The 16,799-nt window shown below is 68.7% G+C and carries 15 protein-coding genes; 9 read left to right on the top strand and 6 right to left on the bottom strand.

Annotation, left to right across the window (positions count from 1 at the left end; genetic code table 11):
* Nucleotides 1–25 precede the first annotated feature (25 nt).
* Both ACKY0X_RS08475 and ACKY0X_RS08470 read left to right on the top strand, forming a co-directional pair.
* On the top strand, nucleotides 26–1,606 hold the full coding sequence (locus ACKY0X_RS08475) for an FAD-binding oxidoreductase (RefSeq protein WP_409429555.1): 1,581 nt from the start codon (nucleotides 26–28) through the stop codon (nucleotides 1,604–1,606).
* Nucleotides 1,603–2,511 carry a diacylglycerol kinase gene (locus ACKY0X_RS08470; protein ID WP_409429074.1) on the top strand — a complete coding sequence of 303 codons (909 nt, stop codon included), beginning with the start codon at nucleotides 1,603–1,605 and terminating at the stop codon, nucleotides 2,509–2,511. The genes ACKY0X_RS08475 and ACKY0X_RS08470 overlap by 4 nt, the downstream gene beginning before the upstream one ends.
* A 28-nt stretch (nucleotides 2,512–2,539) precedes the next feature.
* On the opposite strand, the gene ACKY0X_RS08465 is transcribed toward ACKY0X_RS08470, so the two are convergent.
* The 3 genes from ACKY0X_RS08465 to ACKY0X_RS08455 all read right to left on the bottom strand — a co-directional run bounded on the left by ACKY0X_RS08465 (nucleotide 2,540) and on the right by ACKY0X_RS08455 (nucleotide 5,061).
* A complete protein-coding gene (locus tag ACKY0X_RS08465; RefSeq protein ID WP_065040603.1) occupies nucleotides 2,540–3,061 on the bottom strand; it encodes a DUF3145 domain-containing protein in 522 nt (173 codons plus the stop codon).
* Nucleotides 3,062–3,196: 135 nt separating this feature from the next.
* Nucleotides 3,197–4,039, bottom strand: a complete 843-nt coding sequence (locus tag ACKY0X_RS08460; protein ID WP_409429073.1) for a serine hydrolase domain-containing protein — start codon at nucleotides 4,037–4,039, stop codon at nucleotides 3,197–3,199.
* An 11-nt stretch (nucleotides 4,040–4,050) separates the two neighbouring features.
* Complete coding sequence (locus ACKY0X_RS08455; RefSeq protein ID WP_409429072.1) at nucleotides 4,051–5,061, bottom strand: AraC family transcriptional regulator; 1,011 nt, start codon at nucleotides 5,059–5,061, stop codon at nucleotides 4,051–4,053.
* Between the two features lie 92 nt (nucleotides 5,062–5,153).
* Here ACKY0X_RS08455 and ACKY0X_RS08450 point away from each other — a divergent pair, with 92 nt between their 5' ends.
* Genes ACKY0X_RS08450 through ACKY0X_RS08440 form a run of 3 tightly spaced genes read left to right on the top strand, consistent with a single transcriptional unit; the run spans nucleotide 5,154 to nucleotide 8,683 of the window.
* Nucleotides 5,154–6,959: an N-acyl-D-amino-acid deacylase family protein gene (locus tag ACKY0X_RS08450; protein WP_409429071.1), complete on the top strand. Its 1,806-nt coding sequence runs from the start codon at nucleotides 5,154–5,156 to the stop codon at nucleotides 6,957–6,959.
* A gap of 9 nt (nucleotides 6,960–6,968) precedes the next feature.
* Nucleotides 6,969–8,054, top strand: coding sequence for an S-(hydroxymethyl)mycothiol dehydrogenase (locus tag ACKY0X_RS08445; RefSeq protein ID WP_409429070.1), 1,086 nt, complete (start codon nucleotides 6,969–6,971; stop codon nucleotides 8,052–8,054).
* On the top strand, nucleotides 8,051–8,683 hold the full coding sequence (locus ACKY0X_RS08440) for an MBL fold metallo-hydrolase (protein WP_409429069.1): 633 nt from the start codon (nucleotides 8,051–8,053) through the stop codon (nucleotides 8,681–8,683). Before ACKY0X_RS08445 ends, ACKY0X_RS08440 begins: the two co-directional genes overlap by 4 nt.
* Nucleotides 8,684–8,809: 126 nt before the next feature.
* Here ACKY0X_RS08440 and ACKY0X_RS08435 read toward each other — a convergent pair whose 3' ends face one another.
* Nucleotides 8,810–9,526: an SHOCT domain-containing protein gene (locus tag ACKY0X_RS08435; protein ID WP_409429068.1), complete on the bottom strand. Its 717-nt coding sequence runs from the start codon at nucleotides 9,524–9,526 to the stop codon at nucleotides 8,810–8,812.
* Nucleotides 9,527–9,609: 83 nt separating this feature from the next.
* Here ACKY0X_RS08435 and ACKY0X_RS08430 point away from each other — a divergent pair, with 83 nt between their 5' ends.
* The gene (locus ACKY0X_RS08430) at nucleotides 9,610–10,686 is read left to right on the top strand and encodes an SAM-dependent methyltransferase (RefSeq protein WP_409429067.1); all 1,077 of its coding nucleotides are present in this window, start codon (nucleotides 9,610–9,612) and stop codon (nucleotides 10,684–10,686) included.
* Here the strand turns inward: ACKY0X_RS08430 and ACKY0X_RS08425 are convergent.
* A complete protein-coding gene (locus ACKY0X_RS08425; RefSeq protein ID WP_409429066.1) occupies nucleotides 10,683–12,221 on the bottom strand; it encodes an Hsp70 family protein in 1,539 nt (512 codons plus the stop codon). The two genes, ACKY0X_RS08430 and ACKY0X_RS08425, sit on opposite strands and share 4 nt — an antisense overlap.
* A gap of 151 nt (nucleotides 12,222–12,372) precedes the next feature.
* Here ACKY0X_RS08425 and ACKY0X_RS08420 point away from each other — a divergent pair, with 151 nt between their 5' ends.
* The 3 genes from ACKY0X_RS08420 to ACKY0X_RS08410 all read left to right on the top strand — a co-directional run bounded on the left by ACKY0X_RS08420 (nucleotide 12,373) and on the right by ACKY0X_RS08410 (nucleotide 15,205).
* Entirely contained in the window at nucleotides 12,373–13,626 is a 1,254-nt protein-coding gene (locus ACKY0X_RS08420) for an MFS transporter (RefSeq protein WP_409429065.1), read from the top strand.
* Nucleotides 13,627–13,780: 154 nt separating this feature from the next.
* Nucleotides 13,781–14,455 carry a cutinase family protein gene (locus tag ACKY0X_RS08415; protein WP_065040572.1) on the top strand — a complete coding sequence of 225 codons (675 nt, stop codon included), beginning with the start codon at nucleotides 13,781–13,783 and terminating at the stop codon, nucleotides 14,453–14,455.
* Between the two features lie 90 nt (nucleotides 14,456–14,545).
* Nucleotides 14,546–15,205 (top strand): cutinase family protein, encoded by a 660-nt coding sequence (locus ACKY0X_RS08410; RefSeq protein WP_409429064.1) that lies wholly within the window; start codon nucleotides 14,546–14,548, stop codon nucleotides 15,203–15,205.
* An 11-nt stretch (nucleotides 15,206–15,216) separates the two neighbouring features.
* Here the strand turns inward: ACKY0X_RS08410 and ACKY0X_RS08405 are convergent, their stop codons facing one another.
* Nucleotides 15,217–16,776: an acetolactate synthase large subunit gene (locus ACKY0X_RS08405; protein WP_409429063.1), complete on the bottom strand. Its 1,560-nt coding sequence runs from the start codon at nucleotides 16,774–16,776 to the stop codon at nucleotides 15,217–15,219.
* Nucleotides 16,777–16,799 lie beyond the last annotated feature (23 nt).

The following is a 16,799-nucleotide window of genomic DNA, read 5'->3' as shown; positions in this document are numbered from 1 at the left end:
TGCCCAGGACCCTTTGAACCCGCCGATGAAGTGGAACGCCTGGGGCGATCCGGCCGCGGCCAAGCCGTTGAGCGACGGCATCCGCCAACTGCTCAAGGCAGCCCTGGGAGTGGACGGCACAAGCGCCCCGGAGCGCGACCCCAGCCAGGTGTCGCTCACGCCGTCGACGCTGACCGACGCCGACCACGCAGCGTTGGCGGCGATCGTGGGCGATGATTTCTGCCGCACCGATCACACCGCCCGGCTACTGCACGCCGGGGGCAAGTCCACCCTGGATCTGCTGCGGCGCAATGATTCCGGCACCCAGGATGCGCCCGACGCGGTGCTGCTGCCCGGAACTGACGACCAAGTCGCGGAGATCTTGAGCTACTGCAGCCGGCAGGCCATCGCGGTGGTTCCGTTCGGCGGGGGCACCAGCGTCGTCGGCGGGCTCGACCCGATCCGCGGCGAATTCGCGGCGGTGGTGTGCCTGGACTTGCGCCGGTTCGACGAACTGCTGAACCTCGACGAGGTCTCCGGCGAGGCGGAATTCGGCGCCGGGGTCACCGGACCGCAGGCCGAGCGACTGCTCGGTGAGCGCGGCTTCTCGCTGGGCCACTTTCCGCAGAGCTTCCAGTTCGCCACCCTCGGCGGCTTCGCCGCCACCCGGTCCTCGGGACAGGACTCGGCCGGCTATGGCCGCTTCGACGACATGGTCCGCGGCCTGCGGATGATCACCCCGGCCGGCGTGCTTGACCTGGGCCGCGCCCCGGCCTCGGCCGCCGGGCCGGACCTGCGCCAGCTGTTGCTGGGGTCCGAAGGCGTGTTCGGCGTCATCACCCGGGTGCGGGTGCGTGTTCACCCGGTGCCGGCAACCACCCGCTATGAGGCCTGGTCGTTCCCCGACTTCGCCACCGGCGCAGCGGCACTGCGCGCGGTCACGCAGACCGGTGCCGGACCGACCGTCATCCGACTGTCCGACGAAGCCGAGACGGGCGTGAACCTGGCCACCACCGAGCAGATCGGCGAGCAACAGATCACCGGGGGCTGCCTGGCGATCACGCTGTTCGAGGGCACCGCCGAGCACACCGAAAGCCGGCATGCCGAGACCCGGGCGGTGCTGGCCGCGCACGGCGGCACGTCGCTGGGCGAGGAACCGGCGCGGGCCTGGGAGCACGGTCGATTCTCCGCGCCCTACCTGCGCGATTCGCTGCTGGCCGCCGGGGCGCTGTGCGAAACGCTGGAGACCGCCACCGACTGGGCGCGCGTTCCCACGCTCAAGACAGCGGTCACCGAGGCGCTGACCACCGCGCTGGGCGACAGCGGGACGCCCGCACTGGTGTTGTGCCACATCTCGCACGTCTACCCGACCGGGGCATCGCTGTACTTCACCGTGGTGGCGGGTCAGCGCGGCAATCCCATCGAACAGTGGCAGGCCGCGAAAGTCGCTGCCGGCGATGCGATCATGCGGGCAGGCGGAACCATCACCCACCACCACGCGGTCGGGGCCGATCATCGGCCGTGGATGGGCGAAGAGGTGGGCGAGCTGGGTGTGCAGGTGTTGCGAGCGGTCAAGGCCACGCTGGACCCGGCCGGAATCCTCAACCCCGGCAAACTGATTCCATGACGTCGCGTCCGATCAAACGGATCACGCTGCTGACCAACCCGGCCGCCGGGCACGGTAATGCCCGGCATGCCGCCGAGCGGGCGCTGGCGCGGTTCCAGCAGCGCGGGGTCAGCGTCAACCACATCGTCGGCTCCGACGCTCACCACGCACGACAGCTGCTCGATGAGGCGCTGGCCGCCGGAACGGACGCCGTGGTGGTAGCCGGCGGCGACGGCGTCATCTCACTGGCGCTGCAGTCACTGGCGCTCGGCGACGTGCCGCTGGGGATCATCCCGGCCGGCACCGGCAACGACCACGCCCGCGAATACGGTTTGCCCACCGGCGATCCCGAGGCGGCCGCCGACGTCGTCGCCGAAGGCCAGACCGAGACAATCGATCTGGGCCGCATCGTCGAAGACGGCGGCGCGGTGTCCTGGTTCGGCACCGTGATGGCGGCCGGTTTCGATTCGCTGGTGAGCGACCGCGTCAACCGGATGCGCTGGCCGCACGGCCGGATGCGCTACAACGTCGCCATGGTCGCGGAGATGTCCAAGCTGCGCCTGCTGCCATTCCGGCTGACCTTCGACGACGACGAGCCGCTGGATATCGAGCTGACGCTGGCGGCGTTCGGCAATACCCGCAGCTACGGCGGCGGCATGCTGATCTGCCCGGGTGCCGATCACGCCGACGGCCTGCTGGACGTCACCATGGTGCACTCGGGCTCGCGGACCAAGCTGATCCGCCTGTTCCCCACCGTGTTCAAGGGCACCCATGTGCTGCTCGACGAGGTGAGCACCCGGCGGGCGAAGTCGATCCGGGTGGAGTGCCCCGGAATCAACGCCTACGCCGACGGCGACTACGTCGCCCCGCTACCCGTGACGGTGTCAGCGGTACCGGGCGCGCTGCAGATCCTGCGCCGCCCCTAACCCGCAGTCCCCCACAAGCGGGAGGAAATCAGCCCACACCGCGGCTGAGCCAGGACACCTCCGCGCCTTCACCGCCGTCGCGGTAGGCCTCCAGCGCTTCATCCCAGGCCGTGCCGAGCACCGTCTCCAGCTCGGCGGCCAGCGCGTCGGCGCCGGCCGCCATCAGCGTGCGCAGGCGGTTCTCCCCGACCATCACGTCGCCGTTGGCGCTCATCGTCCCGCTCCACAGGCCGAGCTGCGGGGTGTGGCTGAACCGCTGGCCGTCGACTCCGGCGCTGGGGTCTTCGGTGACTTCGAACCGCAGCACCGACCAGGAGCGCAGCGCACTGGCCAGCTGGGCGCCGGTTCCCACCGGCCCGACCCAGTTGACCACGGCTCGCAGCTGTCCCGGCATGGCCGGTTGCGGCGTCCAGTTGAGCTTCGCCTGGCCGTTTCGGGCACCCAAAGCCGAGGTCAGTGCCCACTCGACATGCGGGCACACCGCCGCGGGCGAGGCGTGGATGTACACCACGCCGCTGGTCACGTCGGCGAATTGATTCGTCGCGCGCATCAGTTGCTCCTTCGGATCCACGAGGGACGTCTTCCCCAACGACCTGGTGGGACCGAATTTGAGCAGTGTTGCTGCAGAAACTGGAGTGTATTCAGTGTTGTATGTGTCTATTGTGCCTTGTGTGACGCCTGTTGGCTAGTCCCGGCTGTACGCAGCCACCACGGCGTCGGCCAGCTCCGGCCACCGGCCGGTGACCCAGTCGCCGAAGTCGCGGTCGGTGAGCACCACCAGCGCCCGCTCGATGGCCGGATCAGCCCAGATCAGAGTGCCCGACTGGCCGAAATGGCCGAACGTCCGCGGGGAGTTGTCCCGACCGGTCCAGTGCGGTGTCTTGCCGTCCCGAATCTCGAAGCCCAGCCCCCAGTCGTTCGGCCGCTGCGGCCCGTAGCCGGGCAGCACACCGTCCAGGCCGGGAAACTGCACACGGGTGGCCTCGGCGTGCAGCTCCGGCGACACCGTGACCGGGGTCAGCAGGTCGCCGGCGAAAGCGGCCAGGTCCGCGACGGTCGAGGTACCACCGAAACCGGCCGCCGGCGCTCCCCCGTCCAGCCGACTGTCCGTCATGCCCAGCGGCTCGAACACCGCCTCGGCGAGGTAGCGGCCGAATTCGATCCCGGACGCCTGCTGCAAGGCCTCGGCCAGCACGGCGAAGCCGTGATTGGAGTAGACCCGCCGCGTGCCGGGCTTGGCCAGGACGCGATCGGAGTCCGGCGCGAGCCCGGACGCGTGCGCGAGCAGATGTCGCACCGTGGCACCCGGCGGCCCGGCCGGGGTGTCGAGTTCGACGGCCCCCTCCTCCACCGCGACCTGCACCGCCCGCGCCACCAGGGGCTTGGTCACCGACGCGAGGTAGAACGGTCGGGCGGTATCGCCGTGGGTGGCCAGCACCCCGTTCGGGCCGATCACGGCGGCGGCCACGTGACCGACCGGCCAGTCGTCGAGGGCGGCAAGGGGGACCGGGGCTTGTGCGGCAGACATCGGCAGTCAGCCTAATGACGGCCGGGGGCACGGACCGCCTTGCGGTGACTGGTCGCACTGCACCCGAACCAGCGCTGACAGGACCGGCTGAGCACGCTCTGCTCGGCGTAACCGAGTTCGCGGGTCAGGTGCGCCAGGCTGATGTCGGTGTCACGCAGGTAGCGATGGGCGGCATCGCGGCGGACGCCGTCGACCAGGGCCGCAAACGTAGTCCCCTCGACGGCCAGCCGCCGATGCAGCGTCTTGGGGTGCAGGCCGAGCTGACCGGCGATCAGCTCCAAGCTCACGGCGCCGGTGGGCAACAGCTGGCGCGCCATCGCGCGGACCGACCCAGCGATGCCCGGCGACTCGGCGGTGATGCCACTGAGATAGCGCACCATCGCCTGATGGGCTTGATCGTCGCGATGTAGGGGGCGGTCCAGATCGACGGTGCGGAAGGTGAACCCGGCGACCGGCTGCGCGAAGTAAGGCCGGCAACCGAAGTAGGCCAGATAGTCGCGCACCGGGGTGAGCGCCTCGTGCGGAAGGTGCACCGACAGCGGCGCATACGGGGCGTCGAACATCATCCGCATGATCCCCAGCGACACCCCCAGCGACAGCTCGGTGGTCTGCGGATGCGGCGGGGACCGTTCGATGAGCACCTCGAACGCATAGAACGATTCGCCTGCTCGGGCCCCCGGGATGATGCGCGCCGAGATCGCCGGGCTGTAGGCGGACAAGAACCGCTCCACGATCGAGAATCCGCCGCCGACGGTGGCCGCGGTGCGTGCGGCCACACCCAGCGGCCCGAAGTTGCCGATGTCTTGGCGTAGGGCCAGGCGGCGCCCGAAATCCGGGCAGCCGGTCGCGGTCGCCGCGGATTCAACGGCCAGGATCACCGCGCGGTACGGCACGAAGATGTCGTGGGCTCCGACGGACCCGTCCGGTACCCCGGCGGCCAGCAGCAATGCCCCGGGATCACCGCCGAGCTCGGTGACCAGCTCCGGGTATCCCGACAGCGCGGTGCCGCGCACCACCGACATGTCCGCAAATATCAAAGAAATGTCCGCAGATGTCAAGACTTCGCCCGGCTGGCGAGACATGCTGGAACGGCATTCGGCGGAAAGGAATACCCGTGAGCTTTGACACCGTGATCCGTGGCGGCCGGTGGTTCGACGGCACCGGGGCGCCGTCGGCGATCCGCAATATCGGTATCCGCGACGGACACATCGCCGCCATCTCGGCCGAACCACTCGACGAGTCGGGCTGCGACCGGGTGATCGACGCGTCCGGCAAATGGGTGATGCCCGGGCTGCTCGACATCCACACGCACTACGACGTCGAGATCCTCCTCGCGCCCTCGCTGTCGGAGTCGGTGCGGCACGGCGTGACCACGGTGCTGGTGGGCTCGTGCTCGCTGTCCACCATCCACGTCGACGGCCAGGACGCCGGCGACCTGTTCGGCCGGGTGGAGGCAATCCCGCGCCAGTACGTGGTCGACACCATCGATGCGCACAAGACCTGGTCGAGTTGTGAGGACTACATCGCCAGCCTGGAGAAGCTGCCGCTCGGCCCCAATGTGACAGCGCTCATCGGACATTCCGACATGCGCGCCGCGACCATGGGCTTGGACCGCGCCACCCGCTCCGATGAGCGGCCCACGGCGGCCGAGCAGGCCCGCATGGAACAGATGCTGGACGAGGCATTGCAGGCGGGCTTCGTCGGAATGTCTTCCCAGCAGCTGCTTTTCGACAAGATGGACGGTGAAGTCTGCCGCTCGCGCACGCTGCCGTCCACGTACGCCAAGCCCAGGGAATTGCGCCGGCTCAAGTCGAAACTGCGCCGCAGTGGGCGGATCCTGCAAGCCGGCCCGGACGTCAAGAACCCGTTCGATGTGGTGTCTCAGCTGGCCCAGGCCCTGGGGATATTCCGCCGGCCGCTCAAAACCACCCTGCTGGCCGCCGCCGACGTCAAGAGCAACCGTCTGGCGATTCCGACCATCATCAAGACGTCGCGCCTGCTCAATAAGTTGGGCGCCAATTTCCGCTGGCAGCACCTGCCGGTGCCGTTCGAGGTGTACGCCGACGGCATCGATCTGGTGATCTTCGAAGAGTTCGGCTCGGGCGCCGAGGCACTGCATCTGCGCGAGTCGCTCGAGCGTGACAAGTTGATGCGGGACGAGGCCTACCGGCGACGCTTCCGCAAGGACTACGAAAACAAGTACGGGCCGCGGGTCTGGCACCGCGACTTCTTCGACGCCGAGATCGTCGCCTGCCCGGACGCCTCGGTGATCGGAAAGTCCTTCGGGCAGGTCGGAATCGAGCGTGGCGGAGTGCATCCCGTCGATGCCTTCCTCGATCTCGTCCTCGAGCACGGGACCGCCCTGCGCTGGCACACCACGATCTCCAACGACCGGCCCGAGGTGCTCAAGACACTCGCGGCCGAACCCGGCATCCAGATGGGGTTCTCGGACGCGGGCGCGCACCTGCGCAACATGGCGTTCTACAACATGGGCCTGCGGTTGCTGCGCCACGTCCTAGACGCCCAGCAGTCCGGGCAGGCGTTCTTGTCGGTCGAGCAGGCGGTGCATCGGCTGACCGGTGAACTCGCCGACTGGTACCGGGTCGACGCCGGTCACCTGCGCGTCGGGGACCGCGCCGACGTGGTGGTCATCGACCCCGCGCATCTCGACGACACCCTCGACGCCTACGCCGAGGAGTCCTTCGACCAGTACGGCGGGATGTCACGCATGGTCAACCGCAACGACGAAGCCGTCAGCGCCGTGTTCATCTCCGGCCAAGCGGTGATCCTCGACGGTCAGCCCACCAGTGTGCTCGGAAGGCAACGCACCGGGAGTTTCCTGCGTGCCGATACCCGCACCCCGGCCCCGGGCGTGCCGGCCACGCAAGCCAGCGCATCGGACGCCACACCGGCAACATAAGGTGACCCCATGAGTCAGACAGTGCGCGGGGTGATCTCCCGTGAAAAGGGCAAGCCGGTCGAGGTGACCGAGATCGTCATTCCCGAACCCGGTGCCAACGACGTCGTCGTCGCCATCACCGCCTGCGGGGTATGCCACACCGACCTGACCTACCGCGACGGCGGTATCAACGACAGCTACCCGTTCCTGCTGGGCCACGAGGCCTCCGGCACGGTCGAGTCGGTGGGATCGGCGGTCACCGCGGTCGCTCCCGGCGACTTTGTGATCCTGAACTGGCGTGCGGTGTGCGGACAGTGCCGCGCCTGCAAGCGCGGTCGTCCGCATCTGTGCTTCGACACCTTCAACGCCTCGGTTCCGATGACGCTGACCGACGGCACCGAGCTCACCCCGGCGCTGGGCATCGGGGCGTTCGCCGACAAGACCCTGGTTCACGAAGGTCAGTGCACCAAGGTCGATCCCAGCGCTGACCCCGCAGTGGCCGGGCTGTTGGGCTGCGGCGTGATGGCCGGTCTGGGCGCCGCGATCAACACCGGCGGCGTCACCCGCGATGACACTGTCGCGGTGATCGGGTGCGGCGGTGTGGGCGATGCCGCGATCGCCGGCGCGGCCCTAGTTGGTGCCCGGCGCATCATCGCGGTCGATACCGACAACACCAAGCTGAACTGGGCGCGTGAATTCGGCGCCACCCACACCATCAATGCCCGCGAGCTCGACCCGGTGGAGACCATCCAGGATCTCACCGACGGTTTCGGTGCCGATGTGGTGATCGACGCGGTCGGGCGTCCGGAGACCTGGAAGCAGGCGTTCTACGCACGCGACCTGGCCGGAACCGTTGTGCTGGTGGGAGTTCCGACCCCGGACATGCAGCTCGAGATGCCGCTGATCGACTTCTTCTCCCGCGGCGGTTCGCTGAAGTCCTCGTGGTACGGCGACTGCCTGCCCGAGCGCGACTTCCCCACCCTGATCAGCCTTTACCTGCAGGGCCGGCTTCCGCTGGACAAGTTCGTCTCCGAACGCATCGGGCTGAACGATGTCGAGAAGGCGTTCGGACGCATGCACGGCGGCGAGGTACTGCGGTCGGTCGTGGTGCTATGACCTCCGCCGGTCCGATTCAGCGGGTCATCACCCACGGCACATTCGAACTCGACGGCGGCAGTTGGGAAGTCGACAACAACATCTGGATCGTCGGTGACGATTCCGATGTGGTGGTCTTCGACGCGGCCCATGACGCCGCCCCGATCATCGAAGCCGTCGGCGGGCGCAACGTGGTCGCGGTGGTGTGCACGCATGGCCACAACGACCACATCACGGTGGCACCGGAGCTGGGCCGAGCGCTCGACGCACCGGTGCTGCTGCACCCCGGCGACGACATGCTGTGGCAGATGACGCACCCGGACAGCGACTTTCGGGCGGTAGCCGACGGCGACACGCTCACCGTCGGGGGCTTGGAACTGCGGGCGCTGCACACCCCAGGCCACTCGCCGGGATCGGTGTGCTGGCATGCACCGGACCTGGGCGCGGTGTTCAGCGGCGACACCCTGTTCTGCGGCGGCCCGGGGGCCACCGGCCGCTCGTTCTCGGACTTCCCGACGATCTTGGCGTCGATCTCCGGGCGGCTCGGCGAACTACCGGCCGACACCGTCGTCTACACCGGGCACGGCGACAGCACGCGTATCGGTGACGAACTGGTCCACTACGACGAGTGGGTGGCGCGCGGCCACTGACGATGCGCGCGAGGAACGAGCGCGAGGAGGAAGAGGCCCATCCAGCCCGGCCACTGACGATGCGCGCGAGGAACGAGCGCGAGGAGGAAGAGGCCCATCCAACCCGGCCACTGAGCGTCACTGAGGTCAGTGCCCGCGCAGGATCCGGCGCTTCTCTTCGGCGAACTCCTGCTCGGTCAGCGCTCCCGAATCACGCAGCGCCGTTATCGTTTTGAGCTGCTCGATCCGGATTCCTTCGCCCTCGGGAACGAACCGGTCGTGGCTCAATTCCGTTCCCGTGCCGACCGTCTCCACCGACGGGCGGCGACGGCGGGCCGCCAACAGCCGGCCTGCGATCAGATCCACGAGCCCCAGTACGAAGATCACCGGAAACACCCACAGCAGCGTCGAGTGGCCGGCGGGCTTGCCGAAGGCCAGCCGCGGGGCGATATAGGCGCCGACCTGCCCGTCGGTGACGATCTGGTAGTCGCCGTCCTCGGCCACGTATATCCGCCACAGCCGCCGCCGGGTGTCGTTGTTGACCGTGGTGGTCATCCCGACGCTTTCCTCGAACTCGGGATCGGGCACGCCGTCCGGTGATGTCACCGTCACGCTGATCGGCGGGACCGGCAGTCCGCCGCCGGTGGGACTTGAGATGACACGGGTGTGCAGACTCACCGTCACCTCGCCCGCCGGCAGATGCACCCGGCCCGAGCCCGGGATCGGCACTTCGCCGTAGGCGTCGTAGCGGTCGAGCACAAAGACGTTGAGAATCAGCGCAACCACGAAGCCGATCACCCCAATGGTCATCAGGCCGGCTGCCACCACGATCGGAATGCGTCCGGTCGCCCGCTGTGCGCCCACTTACGGAAGTGTGCCACGGATCGCCGATACCGCTACCGTCAGTGGTGGATATCGATGACGGTTTCGCCGGGGTCGGAGGTGCCATGCCAGAGTCGAGCATCGTGGTCCGCCCCGAGTCCGGCGGCGCTCCCTCGAGCCGGTTGCAGGCGGCCGGACTGGCCCACGCGACCGGTGTTTTCGCCGAGCTCGCGGCGACGGTTCCACTGCCCGCCGCGCCGCGACCGATCGTCGTCGCAGATTATGGCGCCGCCACCGGCTACAACTCACTGCTGCCGATCGGTGCCGCCATCACGGCGTTCCGACGGCGAACCCGGACCGACCATGCCGTGTTGGTTGTCCATACCGACCTGCCGGACAACGACTTCACCGCGCTGTTCACCACGCTGGCTGACGATCCCGACAGCTATGCCCGCAAGGACACCGCCAGCTTCCCCTCGGCGATAGGCCGGTCGTTCTACAGCCAGATTCTGCCCTCGCAGAGCGTCAACCTGGGCTGGACGTCCTGGTCGACCATGTGGCTGCGCCGGCCCGCCGGGGAGCTGCCCGAGTTCGCCGACCACGTCCATGTCGAGCACAGTGACGACGACGCCGCCCGGCGCGCCTATACCCGCCAGGCCGCCCAGGACTGGCATGACTTCGTGGCGTTCCGCGGCCGGGAGTTGAGTCCGGGCGGCAAGCTGCTGGTGTTGACCGCCGCCGTCGACGCCGCCGGCCGATCGGGCTACCGGCCGCTGCTCGATGCGATCGTGGCGGTTCTTGACGAGCAGGTCCACGCCGGCACACTGACTCGAGATGAGGTGGCCCGCATGTCGATTCCGGTGCTCGGCCGCAGCGAGAAGGAACTTCGTGCGCCGTTCGCCCCCGCGGGGCGGTTCGAGTCGCTGACGATCGAGCGGCTGGAGGTGTTCGACGCCGAGGACCGGTTCTGGGACCGATACCTGCTCGACGGCGACGCGGTCGCGCTCGGCACCCATTGGGCCGCCTTCGTCAGCGCCGCCATCTTCCCCACGCTGGCCTCCGCATTGGCCGGCGGCACCGACGATCCGCGCGCGGCCGACTTCGTGCGTCACCTCGAAGCCGGCGTCGCCGCCCGGCTCGCGAGCAACCCCCAGCAGGTGCAGATTCCGCTGGCGCTGATCGTTCTAGCCAAGCAGCGCTAGGGGCTGACGGGACTCTCAGTGGATTCCGGCGCCGAGCTCTCGGGAAGCTCGGGCAGGCTCGGCGCAATGGGTTCGGGGCTGGGCGCGAACGCCGGGGGCGGCTCGAACGTCGGTGACGGTGCGGTGGTGGTTGTCGTCGACGACACCGTCGTCAGCTCGCTCGGGCCCGGTCCGGTGTCGGCCGCATGCCGCAGCACCAGCACGGCAACCGTGCCCAGCAACATCGCGACCAGAGCAGCCAAGATCACCACCGGGACCGGCCGCCGGTACCACTCCACACCACCTTGGCCGCCGATCTCCTCGGGTTCTGGTGCGACGGGCTGGCGCGGCGCGGCGGGCGCCGGGCGCGCTGGAGGTGGCGGTGGCGGTGGCGTCACCAACGGTTGCAGCCCCGCCTCCGGGACGCTTTCAGGCACCGGTGGCGGAGCGTGCTCCGGCGGCGGCGCCGACTCCGGGAACTGCGGCGGCGCCACCGGCGGCGGTGCCTTCTTCGGGATGGCCACCACATTGCCGGCAACGCTCAGCGCGGCGCCGATGGCCGCCGTCAACTGTGGTCGTGGCGAGCTGATTACGGCGACCCCGAAGCGTTGCGACAGGCCGGTCGTGACCGTCGGCATGTTCGCCCCGCCGCCGACCGACACGATCGCCGACAGCGAATCGGGAACAATCTCGTTGTCGTCCAAGGTGTTCTGCAACACGGTGTAAAAGCCCTCGAGCGGCTGGCGCAAGGCCTCGTCGAGTTCTACCCGGGTCAGCCAAACCCCGCCGTGGAATCCCGCGAGTTCGGCCACCGTCTCAGACGACAGCTGCTCCTTGGCGTCACGGCACTGGCTGCGCAGCCGGGTCAGCGACCCCACTGTCGGAGGCCCGTCGCCGTTGCCACCCAGATCGGCGACCACGTGATCCAGCAGCGCCTGGTCGATCACATCGCCGGAAAAGACCGTGCTGCGCCGGGTGGCGCCGATCGGTTCGAAACCGCGTTCCGCGTCAACGAGGGTGATGTTGGTTCCGCTCCCCCCGAAGTCACACACCGCGATGATCCCGTGATCGGGTAGGCCCGGATTCGCTTGCAGCGCAGTCAAAGCTGCCGTCGTGTCAGAGATCAGCGACACCGGATGCTGCGCCCACTCCGAAACCCGCCCCAGCGCGGTGCGCAGCGCGCTAACGGCGTCACGTGACCAGTGCGCGGGATAGGTGACCGCTACCGCCGGCGGGATCGGACGCCCCTCGGTGACCGCGTACGCCAACGCATGCAACCCATCTGCGAGCAGTTGCTCGGGCCGGTGGGTAGATCCGTCGCTCGCCACCACCGGCCCGCCGCCGCCGACGCGATCCACGAAATCGGTGACTACGAGGCCGCGGTCGTGCAATTCCGAACTCACGGCGGAGTTCTCCGAGGGCATGCCGATTTGGGATGGCCGATCCCGGAACAGCGTCAGCACGGGCCGACGGGTGATCGCGCGATCGGCGGTGACCGCCGCCAATGTGGTTGCCCCGACGGACATCCCCAACGCGGGGCCTGTCTCTTGCGCCATGCTGTCCCATCCACGGTGTCATCCGGCGGTCAGAGCACACCGGTCTAGGTAATTTTACCGATGGATGTTCGATATACCCCGCATTGCAGCGCCGTTGGTGCGCCGGAGAAGTCACGTCAAGGGCTGCCGCAGACGTCTAGCATCTGATCGCATGCGAGCGCCGAGCCACGGTGCCTCCCGCCCGACGTTGAGCGCCTGGCGATTCGTCGCGGTGTTCGGCACCGTCAGTCTGCTGGCCGACTTCGTCTATGAGGGCGCCCGTTCCATCACCGGGCCGCTGCTGGCGTCATTCGGCGCCACCGGCCTGGTGGTCGGGACGGTGACCGGAATCGGCGAGGCCGCCGCGCTGGGCCTGCGACTGGTGTCCGGGCCGCTCGCCGATCGGACACGGCGCTTCTGGGCCTGGACGATTGCCGGATACGCCCTGACGGTGCTCACGGTGCCTCTGCTCGGTGTTGCCGGCACGCTCTGGGTTGCCTGTGCCTTGGTGATCGCCGAAAGGGTCGGCAAGGCGGTCCGCAGCCCCGCCAAGGACACCTTGTTGTCGCACGCAACCAGCGCCATCGGCCGTGGCCGGGGATTCGCCGTGCACGAGGCACTCGACCAGGTCGGGGCGGTGATCGGCCCGTTGACGGTGGCCGGGGTCCTGGCGCTCACCGGCGGTGACTACGCCCCAGCGCTGGGAGTGCTGGCGTTGCCCGGTGCCGCAACGCTGGCGCTGCTGGTCTGGCTGCGCCTGCGCGTGCCCGAGCCCCGGGACTATGAGCGCGAGGAACCCGGCGCGGTTCCAGCACACCCGGCCGACGCCGTCGGGCGGCTGCCCGCAGCGTTTTGGCGGTACTGCGGGTTCGTCGCGCTCACCATGACCGGTTTCACGACCTTCGGTTTGGTGTCATTTCACCTGGTCACTCAGGGCTTGCTGCCGGCCGCGGCGGTGCCGGTGCTGTACGCAGCAGCCATGGGCGCCGACGCGGTGGCGGCCCTCGTCTCGGGGTGGTGCTACGACCGGTTCGGCGGCAAGGTCGTGTTCGCTCTGCCGATCCTGTCGGCTGCGGTGGCAATGTTCGCCTTCGCCGGCAGCGTCGCCGCGGCGGTGACCGGAGCGCTGCTGTGGGGTGCCGCGGTGGGCATTCAGGAGTCGACGCTGCGTGCGGTGGTTGCCGATTTGGTGCCGCCGGGGCGTCGAGCCAGCGCCTTCGGCGTGTTCGCCGCCGGGCTGGGCGCAGCGGCCGCGATCGGCGGGGTGCTCACCGGTTGGCTCTACGACGTGTCGGTCGGCGCGCTGATCGCGTCGGTCCTGGGGATTCAGCTGCTCGCACTCGCGGCCGCGGGCGCCTCCAAGGTTTGCTGGATACGCGATCGCCAGCCGTTACGCCGAGGACACCCGACGGACATCGCCCGGTAACTGAAGGCCGCTTCCGGCCCGATCTCAGTTGTGACTCAGATCCTCGATATGAACTACTCAGCATGTCGCACGACGACGGTCAGCAACCGCCGAATATGTTCACTGCCTGGGGTGTCTGCTGCACACGAGGCGCTTCTTATGCCACCATGTACCGGTGAACCCACGACGGATCCTTCGCTCCCTCGGTGTTGTTCTGGCCCTGACTTGGCTGCTGCACAGCACCGTCGCCACCCCTCCCGCTGCCTTCGCAGACCCCTGTCCGGATGTCCAAGTTTTGTTTGCTAGAGGCACTGGCGAGGAAGTCGGTCTGGGCGAGACCGGGCAAGCATTTGTGAACTCGCTCCGGAACCGACTTCCCGAGCGGCCGATGGACGTCTACGCCATCGACTACCCGGCCACCAACGACTGGCCGACCGGCATTCAGGGCATCCGTGACGCCACCGCCCACATCGAGGCCACGGCGGCGAATTGCCCCAAGACAAAGATGGTGCTCGGCGGCTTCTCGCAGGGCGCCGCGGTGATGGGCTTCTCGACCGCCAGCGTCATCCCGGACGGGGTGGAAGGGGTCGATATACCACGGCCGATGCCCCCGGAAGTGGCTGACCACGTCGCCGCCGTGGTGCTCTTCGGAACCCCGAACGACCGGGCGATGAATTTCCTCGGCCAACCGCCCTTGGTCATCGGCCCGGCATACACCGCCAAGACCATCCAGCTGTGTGCGCCCGAGGACCCGGTCTGCTCCGAGGGACTGAACTTCTCCGCACACGCTCCCGGCGCCTATGACGGCATCGCGGACGAGGGCGCCGCGTACGCGGCAAACCGCCTTTAACCTCCGTTTTCGCTCCGTTCGGCCGACTTTGCGGTTTGCTGATTCGTAACCCGCAGGTCAGTGGCGAGCGAGACATGTCAGCATTTAGGGATGAATTTGCGTAACACTGTTCGCACCTTCGCGGCCGCGGCGATGTTCACCGGAACCATGGTGGCCGCGCCGGTGGGCCTGCCCAGCGCAACCGCAGAGCCTTGCCCGGACGCCGAAGTCATATTCGCCCGCGGCTCCGGCCAGCCCGTCGGGCTCGGTGACGTCGGTGATGCGTTCGTCGGCTCCTTGCAGGAGCAGCTGGCAGGCCTCACCGTGAACGTCTACCCGGTCGAGTACCCGGCGAGCACGGACTACCGCAACAGCGCGGTGCTCGGTGAGTCTGACGCCACCGCCCACATTCAGGCCACGGTCGCCAACTGCCCCAAGACCAAGCTCGTGCTCGGCGGCTACTCCCAAGGCGCCAGCGTCATCGCGATGTCCAGCAATGCGCTGCCGGCGCCGGTGGCCAACCATGTGGTGGCGGTGGCACTGTTCGGCCCGCCGTCAAGCCCGTACTCGACCTCGTTGTGGGGCGGCCCGCTGCCGGTCCTCGCCTCGTCCTACCGCCCGAAAACCATCGACTTCTGTCTGACGGGCGACATCTACTGCGAAGACAGCGGAAGCGTCGTCCCGCACCTGATGTACGTGCAGGACGGCAAGACCGTTGAGGCCGCGACATTCGTGGCGAGCCGGCTCACGGCCGGCCAGAGCGTCAACTAGGGCCGGCGCGCTCAGAACAGGGTCGGGATCCGCGCATCGATCAGGTGCGGCCCCGGTTCTGCGACGGCACGGCGGAACTGTTCGGCGAGTTCCTCGCAGGTAGTGACCACGGTGGCCGGCACCCCGAACCCCTCGGCGATCTTCGCGAAGTCCATGTTCGGCCGCGACAGGTCGAGTAGGTCGTTTGCTTTCGGGCCACCACCCTCGGCGCCCACCCGGGCCAGCTCCAACCGCAGGATCGCATACGAGCTGTTGTTGATCAGCACCGTGGTCACGTTGAGGTTCTCGCGCGCCATCGTCCACAGCGCGGAGATGGTGTAGGCCGCACTGCCGTCGGCCTGCAGCGCGATCACCGGCCGGTCGGGTGCGGCGACGGCAGCCCCCAGCGCGACCGGCAGTCCCTGCCCGATCGCCCCGCCGGTGAGCGTGAGCACGTCGTGGCGGGGTGCGCCCGCGGTGGCCGCGGGCAGCATCAGCCCCGAGGTGTTGGACTCATCGGAGATGATCGCGTTGTCGGGCAGTAGCGCCCCGATCACCTGCACCCAGTTCTGCGGGGTGAGCTGACCGGTCGGAAGCTCCGGGCGGGCCGCAGGCGCGGGACGCGGCTGCACCCCGGCGGCCACCGCTTCGGCCAGCTGCTCGAGAGCGGCCACCACGTCGGTCTCCAGGCCGGCCAGGTTGTGCACGACGCAGCCCTCGGGAACCAGGTCGCTGGCCTTGCCGGGGTAGGCGAAGAACGACACCGGAGCCCGGGTGCCGGCCACCACCAGGTGCTTGATGCCGTCGAGTTGGAACGCGGCCTGCTCGGCCAGGTAACCAAGCCGGTCGATCGCCGGGACCCCTGCCCCGCGGACGAGCCGGGCCGGGAACGTCTCGACCAGAGCACGGGCCCCGGTTGCCGCGACGATCCGGTCAGTGGCCTCCAATGCGCGTACATCGGCGACGGCGGGCCCGCCGATCAGGATCGCGACCGGCTCGCCGCTGCCAAGCACGGCGGCGATGTCGGCGACGGCCTGTGCGTCGGGAGCCGACGCGGGGACCGGGTCGACCGGTCCGGCCGCCTGCGCCCCGTCTTCCCAGGAGATGTCGGCGGGCAGAATCAGGTTGGCCACCTGCGCCGGGCTGGCCATCGACTCCGCGACCGCTTCGGCGGCGTCGCGCCCGACGTCGTCACCGGAGTTGGTGCGGCGCACCCAGCCGTGAGTCCAGTCGGTCAGGGGCTCGATGTCGGATTCCAGCGGTGCGTCGTACTTCTTGTGGTAGGTGGCGTGATCACCGATGACGTTGACTACCGGCACGTGCGCGCGGCGGGCGTTGTGCAGGTTGGCCAGGCCATTACCCAGGCCGGGCCCCAGGTGCAGCAGGGTGGCAGCCGGCTTTGCAGCCACCCGGGCGTACCCGTCAGCGGCACCGGTCACCACGCCTTCGAACAAGCAGAGCACTCCGCGCATCTGCGGCACCGAGTCCAAAGCGGCCACGAAGTGCATCTCGGAGGTACCGGGGTTGGCGAAGCAGACCTGCACCCCGCTGTCGACCAAAGTGGCGATCAGGGCCTGTGCTCCGTTAGTCATGTGGCTGCCTTTCTTGACGGGCA

Source organism: Mycobacterium sp. SMC-11, assembly GCF_046250095.1.
Classification (GTDB): Bacteria; Actinomycetota; Actinomycetes; order Mycobacteriales; family Mycobacteriaceae; genus Mycobacterium; species Mycobacterium heraklionense_A.
Note: the sequence above shows the minus strand (reverse complement) of the source record. Positions and strands in the feature narration are given on the sequence as shown.